We start from the raw sequence: 16,316 nt of genomic DNA, 5'->3' as shown, positions 1-16,316 counted from the left end.
AAGAATACTCACACAATGAAATTCAAAAAACCATTTTTCAGAAACCTGAATGGTCCTGTAATTGCCCTCTTGCTATTTGCGAGCCAGGTAAATGCCCAGAAAGTAAACATTACATTAGAGACTAAGAGTAATGCTCTTGTTTTGCAAGCAGACGATAAGAAAAATTTAAATACCATATATTTCGGTAAAAAGCTCAGCAGCCCCACTGAGTATGAGCTTATCCCATCTCAGTTTAAGCAATCGGCAGAATATACAGGTGTTTTGAATTCCGCTTATACCTCATCGGGTTCTAGGAGTTTAATGGAACCAGCCATTACCGTAACCCATTCAGATGGAAATAACTCACTGGACCTTCGATATGTAAGCCATAGTATCAAAAAGGAGAGCGATGACGTATCACTGTTAAGTATTATTCTGAAAGATCCGATTTACGACTTCCAGGTAACCCTATACTACAAATCTTACTACAAAGATGATGTGTTAGAACAGTGGAGTGTGATTAAGCATAAAGAAAAAGGAAATGTTCTTCTTCAAAAATATGCCTCAGCAAATCTATATCTGAAAGCAGGCGGCTTTTGGCTGAATCAATATCATGGCGACTGGGCAAAGGAAATGCAACCTGAAGAGTCCAAAATTACTCATGGTATAAAAACTTTAGATACGAAATTAGGCACACGTGCAAATATATTTCAGCCATCTGTATTTATGATTTCAATGGATAAACCAGCTACTGAAGATGAAGGTACCGTCCTTTTTGGTGCGCTCGAGTATAGTGGAAACTTCAAAACAGATATTGAACTTGATTACTTGAACAACTTAAAAATCATTTCGGGTATAAACAACTATGCTTCCCCCTATACCCTTAAGCCGAATGAAGAATTTACCACCCCTGCATTCCTTTATACGTTTTCTACTACTGGGAAAGGTGTAGCTAGCCGAAACATGCACAATTGGGCAAGAAATTATAGAGTTTTAGATGGAAAAGGGGATAGGCTGACTCTATTAAATAACTGGGAATCAACATATTTTGATTTTAATGAAGCTAAACTTTTTGACCTGTTAAAGGATACTAAAAAGTTGGGAGTAGATCTTTTTCTGCTGGATGATGGATGGTTTGCTAACAAGTATCCACGCAACGGCGATGGGGCAGGCTTGGGAGATTGGGAAGAAAATAAAACAAAACTGCCAAACGGAGTTTCTTCTTTGGTTAAAGAGGCTAAAAGTAATAATGTAAAATTCGGCATCTGGATTGAACCTGAAATGGTAAACCCTAAAAGCCAGCTATATGAGCAACATCCTGATTGGGTGGTAAAACAACCTAAACGTGAGGAGTACTATTACAGAAATCAGTTGGTATTGGATTTAACCAATCCAAAAGTGCAAGATTTTGTATTTGGGGTGGTCAATGATCTATTCATCAAAAATCCTGAACTTGCATTTATTAAATGGGATTGCAACGCAGTGATATATAATGCATATTCAGCAACATTGGGTAACCAAAATCACTTCTATATTGAATACATGCGAGGCCTTTATAAGGTATTAGAGCGAGTCCGTGCAAAATATCCCACTGTGCCAATGATGTTGTGTTCTGGTGGAGGCGGACGCGTTGACTATGCTGCATTGAAATATTTTACTGAGTTTTGGCCAAGTGATAATACGGATCCATTGGAACGCATCTTCATTCAATGGGAGTACTCCTATTTTTATCCGGCTATTACATCATCAAACCACGTCACCGACTGGGGTAAACAATCGATTAAGTTTCGCACTGACGTGGCCATGATGGGCAAGCTCGGATTCGATATTGTGGTAAGCCATCTTAAAGACAACGACTTAAAATACTGCCAGGAGGCCATCAAAACGTATAATATAGTAAAGCCTATTATCTGGCACGGTGATCAATATCGCCTGGCAAACCCAAGAGAAGGAAGCGTGGCGTCTATGTTATATCTAAATGGGACAAAGACTTCCGGTGTCATGTTCAGTTATCTTGTAAATAATAGATACGATGAAGGCAGTAAAATGCCTGTTAAATTAAAAGGTCTCGATGCTGCTAAGAAATACAATATCAAAGAATTGAATATTTACCCTGGAACTAATTCAACAATTGATTCGAAAAAATCTTATACAGGAGATTTTTTGATGAATATTGGTTTCAACCCAAATGTCAACTCTGGTAGAACAAGTGTGATACTACAAATAGATGAAATAAAGTAGTAAGTTAATAATTATAAAACTTTATATATATGAGCATCAATTTCTTTAAAATTCTTCGAACTGGACTGTTGTTCTCCTCGATATTTCTCACGTACGAAACTACCCAGGCTAAGGTAAAATTACCTTCTGTTTTTGGAAACAACATGGTGTTTCAGCAAAAAACTAAAGCTTGGATATGGGGTAAAACGGATGCTGGTAAGATTGTAATTGTTAGCGCAACTTGGGCCAAGGCGCCAACATCAGTAGTTGCAGATAAAAATGGTGATTTTAAAATCGGGATAACAACTCCGTCGTTTGGGGGACCATATACAGTCACTGTAGATGATGGTGAAAAGACCGTACTTAACGATGTGTTGATTGGTGATATTTGGGTTTGCTCAGGACAGTCAAACATGGAAATGCCAGTGGCCGGTTGGGGAAAGATTGATAATTATGAGCAGGAGATTAAGGATGCGAACTATCCAAAAATAAGATTGCTACAGGCAAATCACGTGACTAGTAATTCACCACTAGCCGATGCAAAGGTATGGGAGGGTGGATGGAAAACCTGTAATTCAAAGAATATCCCTGAATTTTCTTCCGTAGCCTATTTTTTCGCCAGGGAAGTGTTTAAAAAAACTGGTATTCCGATCGGTTTAATTCATACCAGTTGGGGAGGGACAATTGCTGAGGCCTGGACGAGTGGGGCAACGCTAAAGACAATTCCGGATTTTGTTTCAGCAGTACAGAAGATTGAATCCTCAACGCAGAAAGGCAAAACTCCTTCAGTGGAAGAACAGTTAGTAACTTGGAGTAAGCTGGTTTTAATTAATGACGCAGGCCTTAAGGGCGGTGATGCTGGTTGGCACTCTGCTTCATTTGACGCCACCTCATGGAAATCGATAACCCTACCAGCAAGCTGGGAAACTAGTGGAATGGATAATGTGGATGGAGTCGTTTGGTTTAGAAAAACAATCAATGTCCCGGAAACATGGGTGGGTAAAGAGGTTAGAATAAGTCTGGGGCCTATTGACGACAATGACGTAACATTTGTTAACGGACTTAAGGTAGGCGAAACCGTTGGTTATAACAATAACAGAGTATACAATATACCGGCTGAGCAAGTTAAGTCTGGTTCATTGGTCATCTCAGTTAGAGTTACCGATACTGGTGGCGGAGGAGGCATCTATGGAGGAAAAAATATACTTGCAATTTCTTCTTCAAACGGCGAAACGATTTCGCTTAACGGGGAATGGAAATTTAAGCTAGGATTGGATTTCAAAACTATAGCTCCAATGCCGGTAAATAGTGATGGTCCCAACAGAACCACTGTACTATACAATGCAATGATTAATCCATATTTACAATTTCCAATTAAAGGAGCAATCTGGTATCAAGGTGAAAGTAATGCAGATAGGGCTAATCAGTACCGCGTCTTATTTCCAGCAATGATTGAAGATTGGAGAAAAAGCTGGAAACAGCCTAACTTTCCTTTCTACTTTGTTCAACTTGCTAATTTCATGAAGGTAGATTCTGAGCCCGTTCCTTCCGCCTGGGCGGAGTTAAGAGATGCTCAAAGGCAAGCATTGTCTCTGCCAAACACCGGCATGGCCGTGGCGATTGACATTGGGAATGCAGCAGACATTCATCCCAAGAATAAGCAAGATGTCGGCAAAAGACTGGCACTAATTGCACTGGCTAAAGATTATGGAATTAAAATACCTTTTACTGGTCCTGTTTATAAGTCACAACAGACGAATGGCAACTCTGTCAAACTAAGTTTCACTGGAATTGAAAGCGGTTTGAAAACAAAGGATGGTGGAAAAGTTGAGGGCTTCGCTGTTGCGGGTGCAGACAAGAAATTTCATTGGGCAGATGCGAAAATTGAGGGAAACCGAATTATAGTAAGTAGTACTGAGGTACCAAATCCGGTTTCGGTTAGATATGCATGGGCCAACAACCCAATCTGTAATCTGGTAGATGGATCAGGCCTACCTGCATCACCATTCAAGACAGATAATTGGCCGGATATGACTCTGGGTAAAAAATAGCTTTCATTAGATCGGCTTTTTTCTAAAAACCCAGTAGGTTTGCAGCAGATAATTGAATCCCAGCGAAACAATAATGTCAACAATGATACGGCTGAATTTGTAGTTAATCTTTAGCCAATTTGTAAACAAATAAGTGCCGGTGCTTTTCAGAAAGATACTTCCGGCAACAACGAAGATAAATCTAACAAGTTGGTCTCCTACGGGAGTCCAGCTTGTTTTGCCAGCTTTAAAGGTCCAATACCGATTTACTAAGAAGTTGAATATAGCTCCTACAACGCCGCTTATAGCTATAGAAATAGGATAGTATACACCCAGCACTTCTGTGCAGAATATCATCACCCCATAATCGATAAGTCCCCCTAAAAAAGCGGAAAGTTGAGCTTTAGCGAAGACAAAGACAGCATTGTTTTTATTCATTAGGCACTATTCTTCTTTGGAAGTTTTTCCAATCGCTCAGCATTATCACGAATATCACCAAGTTTTAAGAGCTTTCTGGTATCAAGGATATTGATAATGAAAAGAGCTATACACATTCCTGTAGCAAAATATTCAATCAGATGCGGTTGTACGACTTCCACAACTAAAATAATAGCAAGAATTACTCGAACTTCAGTAGGGCCGACGATTCCTGAATCAATACTGTAGACATCTGTGATCTTGTATCGAAGTTGTGAAATGATCATAGCCCACCCATACAGCACAACGAAGACAAATGCAATTAGTTCAAATTGATTTCGTGCATAAACCATGTAACCTAAACCAATAAGCACTGTGCCCACCCAGTCCATGATGATATCAAGTGAGAAACCAAACCATTTTCTTGGAATATTGCGATAATAAGCGATACGCCCGTCAAGGGAATCTCCAAGCCAATTGATAGTTAGACCAAGTATACCCAAAAGCATGTAAGGACGGTCGAGGTAAGTCGCCAAAACAAACCCTAGCAAAACAAGTACGGATCCTGCGGTACCAATAACCGTAAGCATATTAGAAGTGACAAAATCTGGAACTCGCTTTACAAGGTATGATATCGTTGCTTGCTCCGGCTTGCTTAATAAATTTGTCCTTTTTCTATCCTGAAATATTCTTTTTAAGGTGCCGGTTTCAGGATCGGGAGTTGCATCTATATCTTTTACTTTGCTGTTTTCCATTCGGATCTTGTAGTTCTGCTTTTTTTATTGCAGTACAAAAGTATATAATTTAACTTGTACCGTCTTTTCTTTTCAACTCAATAACCGTTATTTCCGGCCAGATACCTACACGCCCAGAGAATCCTATGAATCCGAACCCTCGGTTTACATTTAAATACATTCCATTAATATGTTTTATTCCAGCCCAATGTTTATATCGGTATTTCACCGGACTCCATTTTACACCTAACGCTTCTATGCCAAATTGCATGCCATGAGTATGGCCGGAAAGGGTGAGATGAACTTTTGAACTATATTTAATTACCTCTGCTTCCCAATGTGATGGATCGTGAGACAGTAAGATCTTGAAATCATTTGGTAAGGTTCCAGAAAGTGCTTTCCTTAGGTCACCCCGTTCACCAAAACCGATACCCCAATTTTCTACTCCTGCTAGAGTTAATTTATCATTTCCTTTATGCAGTTCGACATGTTCATCGAGCAACAATTTATATCCTAGCTCTTTATGATAAGACTTTAACCGCTGTAGGTTTTCTTTCTTGCTATGTTCAGATTCCCACTTAACGTAATCACCGTAGTCATGGTTTCCTAATATGGAAAACTGTCCAAAAGGCGCTTTTATTTGGCTGAAGCGTTCTATCCAGGGTTTAATCTCATCAGCTTTATTATTAACGAGGTCGCCAGTGAACACAAAAACATCGGATTTTTGTGCTTTAATCATATCAATTCCTCTTTGTACAGCATTTACATTGCTAAAACTCCCTGAATGCACATCAGAAATCTGCGTAATGGTAAATCCGTCGAAGCTTTGTGGCAAATCATCGAAATAAAGCGTGTGCCGCAAAACACGATAGGCATACTTTCCCCGAACTATACCGTAGATAAAAATCAAAATCAAAAACCCGGCAACAATAAGATCAAATTTAATCCATGTGACACTCCTTGGCACACGAGCAATAAGGTAATAGGCATCTCCAGCAAGCAGTAGAACCATAAATAGAACCTCGGCGGCAAATAGCACTAAAAATAGATGTGTAGCAATTTTGAACAGAACGCCCATTCCCAGAGTCTGAATTTTTGAGATAGAATACGCTAGCATGGCGGTTGAAACAGCGACAAATGTCCAGAAGAACAATGGGACTGATGGATGAGTGAAAGCAACCATTAGACCCGAAAGAACATACCAGTTTAGTAAAAAGAATAGTATAGCGATTACAAGTAAAGGAATTACGTTTAGTTTTCTTTTCATGATCAAATTAAAGCTAGCAAAATTACCCCTTAGTAGTTAAAGACTGCTCAACCTAACATAATTTTACAATAGTTCAATATTGATAAATATGAATTTAATAAACAACCCTTGGATAAGTTATGCCTAAATGAGAATTTGTTTTACAGGCAGTTTTTTATAGTTTTATAATTACATAATATTGTAACTATGAGTTTTGTTAAAGAATTTAAAGAATTTGCTGTCAAAGGAAGCGTAATGGACCTCGCTGTAGGTGTCATCATCGGTGGCGCCTTTGGTAAAATTATTGAGAGTGTTGTTAAAGATTTAATCATGCCCTTAGTATCGTCTATTATTGGTTCTGTAGACTTCAGTAACATGTATCTTGTATTAAAGGGTCTTGTGCCAGATGGTATTTCGCTGGAAGAGGCACGAAAGGTAGAAAATGTAGTGGTATTTGCTTACGGTAATTTCATCACCGTAGCTATAAACTTTTTTCTTTTAGCACTTGCAGTTTTTCTACTTGTTAAGGGAATAAATTCGCTTAAACGAAAAGAAGCTGCTGCGGCTCCAGCTCCTGCTCCAGCACCTTCGAAAGAAGAGGTCCTTTTGACTGAAATTAGAGATTTGTTGAAAACGAAATAGTCTAATAAGACCTTTTTATCTTCGGATCGGTTACCACAATATAATCGCCCAAATGCTTGTATTTTTCCCAATTAGGATTGGAGAAATCATCAGCATAGAAACATGATATATTGGATAGGCTTAAGTCTGCTCGCTGCTTTTTAAACTTGGCGAAAGTGCCGAGTTGGTCGTCACTATGAAAGCGACCGTTAATCTGTAATATTTTTGTGCCCTTGTGCTTCTTGATATATTTTGTTATTGACCATGCCATTGTAGCATCCCAGAGGTTCTGCGTTTGATATATTTTCATCTGTCCCATTCGGTGGGCTCCCATCATTTCAATAAATTTAGAATAGTATTTTCCTCCGGCTGTATCTATTGGTAATGGTGGGAGAAATGTTCTCGAGCTTTTGGATAGTAACTTCAAGCCAGCCAATCCAGATTTCGTAACCAGATTGCTATATCTTGTTGCCGCATTCGCTGCGGTAACGTCTAAGCCCTTTTCTTTAGCGAATTCGATAAGGGGCTTGTAGTCCTTATAGTTGTTCCAAGCTCGGGATTCTTTAATGAAGTTTCTCTCAGAAATGTTGCCACTTAGGTATTCGTCAAGTATTACCTGCACATCAGTGTGAAACATCTCCAAACTGAGTGCTGTTTTTGGGTAGGATGAAAATAGTTGTTTGAAAAGGTCGGCTTCCAGCCAATGGCCAACTGAATCATTGTGCTCCTCACCAAAAAAAATGACGTCAACATCCCTCAGACTCATCACAAGTTCTTGGGAAGTGATGATCCTACTATTTTTAACATCGTAAATCTTATAATCATTGCTTTGCGCAATGAGCATAAAAGGCAAGCAAGTAATGATCAGAACGAAAAGCTTTCTCATGGTACAAATAAACGGATTTTTTTCACCGATTAAATAGTGAGCTTCACCGATGATTATCAGCGGTAGAAATTTTGGGCATTGCTGGCGTTTATTCTGCTGCCTACATTTGAATCAGCAAAACGAAATAGTAAACCCGATAATCAATTAGGTCGGCTAATTGAATTATTAAGGATAAAGGAATATATTTAGAGCACAAGAATATGGATAAGTTCACAAATAATAACTCAAGTAGAGTATGGACAGGGGTAGTCATAATGGTCATTGGACTAGTGCTTTTTCTAAGGAATCAAGGGTTGGATATACCCGGATGGATCATTAGTTGGCCAAAGACCATGAGTTTTTTTGAGAGAACCCTCGATGTTGGGCAATTTACGAGGATTCATCGTTCATATATCATTAACCTGGCACAGGTTACTAAGATAGAGCTTAAAGAAAAGGATAGCTACATTGTGCTACTAAAATCAGATATTTGGCTGCCTGTGAGTAAAACGGGATATGCCAAATTAAAGGCCGCACTAGGTATATAGAAAATCGAAATTCTATTTGCAATTAGAAAATAATCAAACTATATTTGCACCTCTTATTTAAAAAAACAGTTAAGATATAATACAGTTATGAAAAGAACATTCCAACCTTCGCAAAGAAAGAGAAGAAACAAGCATGGCTTCCGCGAAAGAATGGCTACAGCAAACGGTAGAAGAGTATTAGCTTCACGTCGTGCAAAAGGAAGAAAAAGATTAACGGTTTCAAGCGAAGGCCGTCATAAAGCATAATTTTTGATTGCAGCACTTAGGTGTTAGCAGATCAGAACATCTGCAAGGTTGCATCAAAATATGAATACACTCACTAAAGAAGAACGGTTATGTAGCAGAAAGTCAATCGATCTGCTATTTAAGAACGGTTCTTCTTTTTTGTTATACCCTTTCCGGGTGTCTTACCTTTTAATCGAAACTCCCCATGAGTTTCAAGTTCAGGTTGTCATTAACGCTTCAAAGAAGCGGTATAAAAGGGCGGTAGACCGCAATTTGATCAAGCGTAGAACACGCGAGGCTTATCGCCTTCAAAAGCAAGCGCAACTGTACGATTCAATTCCCAAATCTGATAAATTGTTATTATTGTCGGTTCAATTTGTTGGAAAACGGATCTATGATTACGCTTTTTTCGAAAAAAAGCTATCTGGAGTTTTCAAAAAGCTACTTAATAATTTAACAGTCGATGACTCGCCTTCAGCAAATCTATAAAGGCTTACTTAACTTGATTGGTTGGCTTCTTTTGGGGGTTATAAAGCTTTATCAATGGCTATTATCTCCATTACTTGGCGCCAATTGTCGATATCATCCTACTTGCTCACAATATGGTCTTGAAGCGATTAAAAAGTATGGACCTTTTAAAGGAGGTTGGCTTACTTTGAAGCGCATTGGTCGCTGTCACCCGTGGGGCGGTCACGGCCATGACCCTGTTCCTTAAATAAAACTCTTAATTTTGTATCATGGCACTTATACTTCAATTAGAAACCGCAACTCAGGTATGCTCAGCTGCATTATCGCAAAACGGTAATACAATCGCCGTAAAGGAGCTTCAGGCGAATAATATTCACGCTGGCAGTTTAACGCTGTTCATAAAAGAAGTTATGGAAGTTGCTGGATTCTCTTATTCTGATTTGGATGCTATAGCGGTGAGTAAAGGACCTGGATCTTACACGGGATTGAGAATTGGGGTGTCTACGGCTAAAGGCTTATGCTTTGCTTTAGATAAGCCATTGATCGCAATAGGTACACTTGGTATGATGGCAAAAGGCTTTCTTAGAGATAATCCTGATTTCGATGGTTTGATTTGTTCAATGATTGATGCTAGAAGGATGGAAGTTTTTACCTCAGTATTTGATTGCACGCTTACAGTGGTTCAGGATGTGTCTGCTAAAATAATTGATGAGCAGAGTTTTCTAAGCGAATTAGGCCAGGGTCAAATAATGTTTATCGGTGATGGTGCTGAGAAATGTAAAGCAGCTATAACCCACCCCAATGCTGCTTTCTCCACTGAGAACTTTAATTCAGCAGTAAATATGAGCGAGCTGTCATTCGACGCTTTCTTAAACACAAGGTTCGAAGACTTGGCCTACTTTGAGCCATTCTATCTAAAGGAATTTTTATTAACTACTCCGAAGACTAAGTGACCTCTACTTTTTTCTTGAAAAGACACTAAAAAGACGCCTAAAGAAGCTAGACTCGTTGTCATTTATTCCTGGCATCGTACTACTATTCTGAGGATGCTCTACAATTCTTCCAAACTTAAAACCAACTCCCATATAAAATGAAGCACTATTGTAACCTGTTCCTACCTTCGCGTCCCGAGCAGAGACACCATTAAATTGTGAAACTGATTTAAATATATTATCCGAACCGAGATATACTTCGAAATTGGGTGTCTTATACATTCCCTGTAATCCAAAAAGCAATAGTCCATCTATATTATAGTTAGGAATTGCACTTAGGGAAAACTCGTTGTAACTAAACTTATTTACGAATGCTACTTCCCCACCTTTATAAAACACGTTTTTAGAAAGAATTAGACTAGGTGTATAATAATTGAAAGTCTTAGAAATCAGGAAATCAATTTTTGCATTTGTGAACGCATAAAATGCCTTTCTTGAAGAATTTTCCAGAACTATATCCGTGATTTTATTGCCAACTTCATCAGAAGTTAAGGTGTCGGGATTCGCAATGAGGGTGGTACGGTCGAAGTTTGCGATAGCGGAGCCTTTTCCCCATCGAATAACACCAAGGTCTTTCAGGTTTGCCATAATAAATAGCCCGTTTTTTGCGGTGTAGGTCGTTCCCAAAGTCACTGAAACACCTGGGTTTTTGAATGATGGGACCAGATCTCTTTTTCGTAGTTCATCACCGTATAAAAAACTGGCTTTGTAGTAACCTTGAAGTTTTACAAGAATATCTTTTTCCAAACCTTGCTGCGTAAAGTTTGATTCTGTGATATTAAGTCTATTGTAAGTAATGCCACTCAGCAAGCTGAGCTTAGCACCAAAAGCAAGCTTCTTATTATAGTTTTCACGATAACTTAAACTAAATTGATGATAGCTTTGAGCCAAACCCTTATTGTTAAATGCTTCGTCAAAGTTTGTTAGACCGCTTTCTTCCAATCTCTTAAAAGACTGTATTAGAGCGACTGTTTCATTTGTATAATCAACCCTACCTTCAGATTTAACTTGCCAGGAAAGTCCAATTTCTTTTTGATACTTGTAGGAATGGAATATTCTTAGTGTGGCTAGATATACATTTGAAGTTACCGAGAGTGTGTTGTAATGATTTGAACCCAAAGGAAGATTCCCCACTTCATACTTCCTTTCATTAACCAGTGTGCGAACGAAGTCGTTATTGCCTTTGTTTGAAATTGTAATACCAAAGTTTGGTAAAAAAAAATTTGAGCTAAACTTTCTGGAATAATCCAGCATAAACGTTTTTTGCGCAGGGTTCTCAAAGCCGTCGAATATTGTTTGTGTATTAAACAAGCCAAACTGTTGTGCCTCCAGACGGTTAAAAGAAAGACATAAAAGCAGGAGTATTGCGTTTCTTCTCAACATATTTTCGGGTATTGCAATAAAGTTAATGTTTAATTCTTGTGTTACGGGGAGATCGATGAAGAATCTGTTGCTTTAATAATTGGTTTCTTAACCATTAACAGGTTGCTTAAGAACTTGTAGTTATCGCTACTCAATTGTAAGGAAAGCGAAGAATAACTTTTGAGCCCTTTATCAGAATATATATGTCTAAAGAACGGAAGGTATAAATTCTGTTGAATGATGCGCGAGGAGTTTTCCAGATTAATGAAGAAGTGGATGTTAGAGGTTACGGGTAATTGTTCCATAGCGTTGCCGTAACTGGCACTACTTATAAGTAGCCTATTGTTTTTATAACTATTTAAAAAATCTTCCAATGTACTCGCATTGTTGGCGAAAACCATATAATTGTCGAATATAGCGTAGTATGGTCTTTTGAAATTACTGAATGCTGCACCGTAAAATGCATACAACAAGCCACTGACCTTTAGAGATTTAATATCTTCATTGTAAGTCGTGCTCAATTCTAAAAGAAGCTGTTCGAGCTTATCTCCGTTCGTCAGGTTAATTGCACCTATCTTCTCCGAGGTACTCAGTTGGAAGGTAATGATTTGATCATTAAAAAAGGCTGGTAATAACTTCTCTGAATCTATTCGATAGGTTTTATTAATACCTTTGATAACCTCGTCTATTTTTTGATCTTCCTTATTGTTTTTCAACCACTGAGTTAATGACTTTCTGAACCTAGGATAATCCGCGATACCATAAGCAGTATAGTTTGCGGTATTTTCTGGTAAAATATTGGAAATGTCAATCTTCGTAGCTGGGGAGTTCACAAATAGCTTGTAGTAATTATTATTCTGAAGGGTCGTTGTCCCAGTTAGCAAAATCTTCTCTTTGCTATAGTTATAAATGAGGGCCGAGTATGCATGTTGGTTATTTAAAGGTGTCAATTCTCCCGATAACTTTCCAGGCATTGTGACCTTAAGGAGGGTTGGCAATGATTCAAAATTCACATATACTTCTGCCAAACTATTTTTAGCTATTCTGCTGTTTGTCTTAATGAATTCAGCAAAATTGTTGGTTTTTTCTGTTGACGTTGTTAGTGCCTTTTTTACAAGATCCATTGAGGTTGAAAGCACTAGCAAATTATCTTTTATGCCAGCGAAAAAGATGGTGCTGTCTTTTAAGGAAATGGTGATGATTTCTTTTGAGAAGTCTAAAGTGGCTTTGCCGGTTTTTAATGTTTGCAATAGTTGATCTGCTTTAAAATCAGGACCGATTTGGGTGCTGTAAACAAAATCAATGGATTGGTCATGACCGGGGTTTAAACCTAAATAAATGCTTTGATGGTCAATAATCCTACGTAGTCCCGGGATACTTAGCAGCTCCTCGTTAAGAGCCACCAATTGACTAAATTTTTCTTCCCCAATAAGTTCCTGCAATAAATTCTGACCCTTCAATATATCGATGACACTTTGATCGTTCTCAAAAGAAAAGATTATAGACGAGTTGGCAGCTGCAACATACAAACTATGCTTATTGCTTTTTTGCTCAAAGTTTAAGCCTGAAAAGTACAAGTAGGCCATGGTGACGATGGCAATTAATAACGCGACGATTATAAATACGATCTTTTTCATGTGCTGTGTAAGCAAACTTAGAGAAATTGTTTGTCTTTAGTAGGTGTTAGAAGACAATTTTATATAAGTTTGCTTTCTAAAAAGCTGGTTATTATGAGTAAAAAGATTTTAATTACCGCGTCTTTGTTTGGGGCTATTGCTGTAATTCTTGGTGCTTTCGGTGCCCACGGGTTAAAAAACTTGATTAGTCAGGATGCTTTGGCAATTTGGTCGAAAGGAGTGGAATATCAGTTCTACCATACCTTTGCGCTTTTATTCTTATCTCAACTCATAGAGAGTAAGTGGACTAGACTCGCTTATGGCTTTTTTTCCTTTGGAATCGTCTTCTTTAGCTTTTCTTTATACCTGCTAGCCACGAGATCCATTACCGAAATTTCATTTGTAAATTACATAGGGCCAATAACACCAATTGGAGGTTTGTTATTAATAATTGGCTGGGGAATGTTATTATTGTCTGCTCTAAAAAGGAAGTAATGTTGGATCTTCATGAGCCGGACTTCATAGAGCGGGAAACTCTATTCATAGAGGTGGTTTTACCACTGTCATTGGCAATGAACTATGTATACCGGGTACCATTTGAACTTAATGACGAGGTTGCTGTAGGTAAAAGGGTGGTAGTTCAGTTCGGTAAAAACAAAATATATACTGCACTAATAAAAGCGATAAGTACTCAGGCACCTGATGTGTACGAAGCAAAGTATATCATTGATGTAATTGATGTTCATCCTATTATAACTGAAAGCCAACTCAGGTTATGGGATTGGATGACCAATTACTACCTATGTAATGAAGGTGATGTGATGTCAGCCGCTTTACCCACTGGCTTAAAGCTCGCTAGTGAAACTATCATCGTATTGAAAGAGGATGCCTTTCCAGATGAAATCGTGTTCACAGAAAAGGAACAAACTATTCTTGATGCCTTTAGAAGTCGGCCAAGATTAACCATCGACGATGTATCTGCATTGCTCGGACAAAAAACAGTCTATCCGATCATAAATTCCTTGCTCGGAAAGGGTATGATTTACATTGCGGAGGAAGTGCTGGAAAAATATAGGCCTTTACTTAAATCGTTTGTCACTTTAAATCCTTTCTATAAAGACGAAGCCAACTTAAAGCAGTTGTTCAGTGTTTTAGAACGGACACCTAAGCAACTAGATGCCTTCCTAGTTTATTTAAAATTATCGAAAAGACAACCTCAGATCTCTAAACAAGAATTACTGGAGGAAAGCAATTGTGGAGCTTCAGCATTTAAAGCATTACAGGATAAAGAGATCTTCGCGGTAACTAAGCGGCCTGTAAGCAGGCTGCAGGATAATTCCGATGATTTCATCATGAATTTTACGTTAAGTGACGCGCAAAATACTGCACTTCAGGAAATTGAACAAAATTTCCTGAATAAAGATGTTGTATTGCTACATGGGGTAACCGCATCTGGTAAAACACAGATCTATATTAAACTGATTGAGAAAGCAATTGAAAATGGGGGACAAGTATTATTCCTACTTCCAGAAATTGCCCTCACCACTCAAATCGTGGAGCGTATACAACGATATTTTGGTGACGCTATAGGCGTATATCACTCTAAGTTCAACAATAATGAGCGGGTTGAGATCTGGAACAAAGTCTTAAACGGTCAATACCGGGTAGTCCTTGGCGCAAGGTCAGCGGTCTTTCTTCCTTTTAAAGAATTAAAGCTAATCGTTGTAGATGAAGAACACGAATCTTCCTATAAACAACATGATCCTTCACCACGTTATCAGGCGCGGGATGCCGCAGTGTATATCGCCCATCTGCACGGAGCGAAGATTGTTTTAGGCTCAGCAACGCCATCGATAGAAAGTTACTACAATGCAGCCACAGGCAAATATGGCCTCGTTACTTTAAAACAGCGATTTGGTGGCGTAGAACTGCCTGTTCAGGAGGTAATTAGCATTGCAGAAGAAAGCAAGAAAAAAAAGATGGTTTCCTACTTTTCAAGTAAGCTCATTGACGAGATTACATTGACTCTGGAGAACAAGGAACAGGTAATTCTCTTTCAAAATAGAAGAGGCTATGCAACCATCCTCATTTGTGCAACCTGCGGCTACGCACCAAAATGCGTGAACTGCGATGTAAGCTTAACCTACCACAAAACTAGCGGAAAACTCCACTGCCACTATTGTGGCTACCATCAAAGTAGCATAAACCTCTGTCCTGCTTGTGGATCCGTTCACATTGAACAAAAGGGCTTCGGTACAGAAAGGGTGGAAGAGGAGCTTAGCCTAATCTTTCCAGATGTTAAGATTGCCAGGCTGGATGTAGACAGCACGCGTACTAAGAACGGTCTCCAACAGATCATTTCAGAATTTCAAGAGAAGAAGACAGATATTTTAATAGGCACCCAGATGGTGGCTAAGGGGTTGGATTTTGATAACGTAACCCTGATAGGTGTCATCAATGCTGATACGCTTCTTAATTTTCCTGATTTTAGAGCCTTTGAACGGAGCTACCAATTGCTGGCCCAGGTTGCTGGGCGTGCAGGTCGGAGGGACAAGCAGGGTAAAGTAATTATTCAGGCCTACGATCAGAACCATAGGATCATCAATCAAGTGATAGATAATAAATATCTGGAGATGTATCACGAGGAGCTGGAAGAAAGGAAGAGGTTCAATTACCCCCCATTTACAAAGCTCATTTTTATCAACATCAGACATAAGGATGCAGACTTGCTTAACCTGGCCGCACAGAAGTTTGCAACTGTACTTCGAGTACAACTAGGATCCAGGGTTTTAGGACCCGAACAACCGTTGGTTTCCAGGATCAGAAATTATTACATCAAACAAGTGATCATTAAAATTGATAAAAATACTTCAGTAACCAAGGTTAAATCTGTCTTGAAAAAGGTCATACTTCAATTTCAATCCGACAAAGAGTACCGTGGTGTAAACTTCCAGGTTGATGTTGATCCATATTAATTTATTAGGATTGATTCT

General features: G+C 38.7%; 16 protein-coding genes. 10 read left to right on the top strand and 6 right to left on the bottom strand.

Going from position 1 to position 16,316, the window contains the following annotated elements; translation table 11 throughout:
• The first annotated feature begins 15 nt into the window (after positions 1 to 15).
• Positions 16 to 2,220 (top strand): alpha-galactosidase, encoded by a 2,205-nt coding sequence (locus tag ACHFIZ_RS06065; protein ID WP_410883873.1) that lies wholly within the window; start codon positions 16 to 18, stop codon positions 2,218 to 2,220.
• A gap of 29 nt (positions 2,221 to 2,249) precedes the next feature.
• Positions 2,250 to 4,250 (top strand): sialate O-acetylesterase, encoded by a 2,001-nt coding sequence (locus ACHFIZ_RS06060; protein ID WP_410883871.1) that lies wholly within the window; start codon positions 2,250 to 2,252, stop codon positions 4,248 to 4,250.
• Between the two features lie 6 nt (positions 4,251 to 4,256).
• On the opposite strand, the gene ACHFIZ_RS06055 is transcribed toward ACHFIZ_RS06060, so the two are convergent.
• The 3 genes from ACHFIZ_RS06055 to ACHFIZ_RS06045 are packed head-to-tail and all read right to left on the bottom strand — an operon-like array spanning position 4,257 to position 6,647.
• Positions 4,257 to 4,667, bottom strand: coding sequence for a GtrA family protein (locus ACHFIZ_RS06055; protein ID WP_410883869.1), 411 nt, complete (start codon positions 4,665 to 4,667; stop codon positions 4,257 to 4,259).
• A complete protein-coding gene (locus ACHFIZ_RS06050; RefSeq protein WP_410883867.1) occupies positions 4,667 to 5,401 on the bottom strand; it encodes a CDP-alcohol phosphatidyltransferase family protein in 735 nt (244 codons plus the stop codon). The genes ACHFIZ_RS06055 and ACHFIZ_RS06050 overlap by 1 nt, the downstream gene beginning before the upstream one ends.
• 49 nt (positions 5,402 to 5,450) lie before the next feature.
• On the bottom strand, positions 5,451 to 6,647 hold the full coding sequence (locus ACHFIZ_RS06045) for a metallophosphoesterase (protein ID WP_410883866.1): 1,197 nt from the start codon (positions 6,645 to 6,647) through the stop codon (positions 5,451 to 5,453).
• A 186-nt stretch (positions 6,648 to 6,833) separates the two neighbouring features.
• On the opposite strand from ACHFIZ_RS06045, the gene mscL reads away from it, so the two are divergent.
• Positions 6,834 to 7,268, top strand: coding sequence for a large conductance mechanosensitive channel protein MscL (gene mscL, locus ACHFIZ_RS06040; RefSeq protein ID WP_410883864.1), 435 nt, complete (start codon positions 6,834 to 6,836; stop codon positions 7,266 to 7,268).
• Between the two features lies 1 nt (position 7,269).
• Here the strand turns inward: mscL and ACHFIZ_RS06035 are convergent, their stop codons facing one another.
• Positions 7,270 to 8,133, bottom strand: a complete 864-nt coding sequence (locus tag ACHFIZ_RS06035) for a ChaN family lipoprotein (RefSeq protein ID WP_410883863.1) — start codon at positions 8,131 to 8,133, stop codon at positions 7,270 to 7,272.
• Between the two features lie 200 nt (positions 8,134 to 8,333).
• On the opposite strand from ACHFIZ_RS06035, the gene ACHFIZ_RS06030 reads away from it, so the two are divergent.
• From ACHFIZ_RS06030 to tsaB, 5 genes are all read left to right on the top strand, one after another.
• Positions 8,334 to 8,660, top strand: a complete 327-nt coding sequence (locus tag ACHFIZ_RS06030) for a LytTR family DNA-binding domain-containing protein (RefSeq protein ID WP_410883861.1) — start codon at positions 8,334 to 8,336, stop codon at positions 8,658 to 8,660.
• 87 nt (positions 8,661 to 8,747) lie between these two features.
• Positions 8,748 to 8,906 carry a 50S ribosomal protein L34 gene (gene rpmH / locus ACHFIZ_RS06025; RefSeq protein ID WP_015807371.1) on the top strand — a complete coding sequence of 53 codons (159 nt, stop codon included), beginning with the start codon at positions 8,748 to 8,750 and terminating at the stop codon, positions 8,904 to 8,906.
• Positions 8,907 to 8,966: 60 nt separating this feature from the next.
• Positions 8,967 to 9,374, top strand: coding sequence for a ribonuclease P protein component (locus tag ACHFIZ_RS06020; RefSeq protein ID WP_410883859.1), 408 nt, complete (start codon positions 8,967 to 8,969; stop codon positions 9,372 to 9,374).
• Positions 9,349 to 9,600: a membrane protein insertion efficiency factor YidD gene (gene yidD / locus ACHFIZ_RS06015; RefSeq protein ID WP_410883857.1), complete on the top strand. Its 252-nt coding sequence runs from the start codon at positions 9,349 to 9,351 to the stop codon at positions 9,598 to 9,600. Before ACHFIZ_RS06020 ends, yidD begins: the two co-directional genes overlap by 26 nt.
• A 22-nt stretch (positions 9,601 to 9,622) precedes the next feature.
• Positions 9,623 to 10,306 carry a tRNA (adenosine(37)-N6)-threonylcarbamoyltransferase complex dimerization subunit type 1 TsaB gene (tsaB, locus tag ACHFIZ_RS06010; RefSeq protein ID WP_410883855.1) on the top strand — a complete coding sequence of 228 codons (684 nt, stop codon included), beginning with the start codon at positions 9,623 to 9,625 and terminating at the stop codon, positions 10,304 to 10,306.
• Positions 10,307 to 10,309: 3 nt separating this feature from the next.
• Here the strand turns inward: tsaB and ACHFIZ_RS06005 are convergent, their stop codons facing one another.
• Complete coding sequence (locus ACHFIZ_RS06005; protein WP_410883853.1) at positions 10,310 to 11,728, bottom strand: DUF5723 family protein; 1,419 nt, start codon at positions 11,726 to 11,728, stop codon at positions 10,310 to 10,312.
• Positions 11,729 to 11,769: 41 nt separating this feature from the next.
• Entirely contained in the window at positions 11,770 to 13,344 is a 1,575-nt protein-coding gene (locus ACHFIZ_RS06000) for a hypothetical protein (protein ID WP_410883852.1), read from the bottom strand.
• A 93-nt stretch (positions 13,345 to 13,437) separates the two neighbouring features.
• Between ACHFIZ_RS06000 and ACHFIZ_RS05995 the strand changes: the two genes are divergently transcribed.
• Positions 13,438 to 13,818 carry a DUF423 domain-containing protein gene (locus tag ACHFIZ_RS05995; RefSeq protein ID WP_410883850.1) on the top strand — a complete coding sequence of 127 codons (381 nt, stop codon included), beginning with the start codon at positions 13,438 to 13,440 and terminating at the stop codon, positions 13,816 to 13,818.
• On the top strand, positions 13,818 to 16,298 hold the full coding sequence (gene priA, locus ACHFIZ_RS05990) for a primosomal protein N' (protein WP_410883848.1): 2,481 nt from the start codon (positions 13,818 to 13,820) through the stop codon (positions 16,296 to 16,298). Before ACHFIZ_RS05995 ends, priA begins: the two co-directional genes overlap by 1 nt.
• The last annotated feature ends 18 nt before the right edge of the window (positions 16,299 to 16,316 follow it).

Origin of the sequence: Pedobacter sp. JCM 36344 (assembly GCF_046546555.1) — a bacterium.
Classification (GTDB): Bacteria; Bacteroidota; Bacteroidia; order Sphingobacteriales; family Sphingobacteriaceae; genus Pedobacter.
Note: the sequence above shows the minus strand (reverse complement) of the source record. Positions and strands in the feature narration are given on the sequence as shown.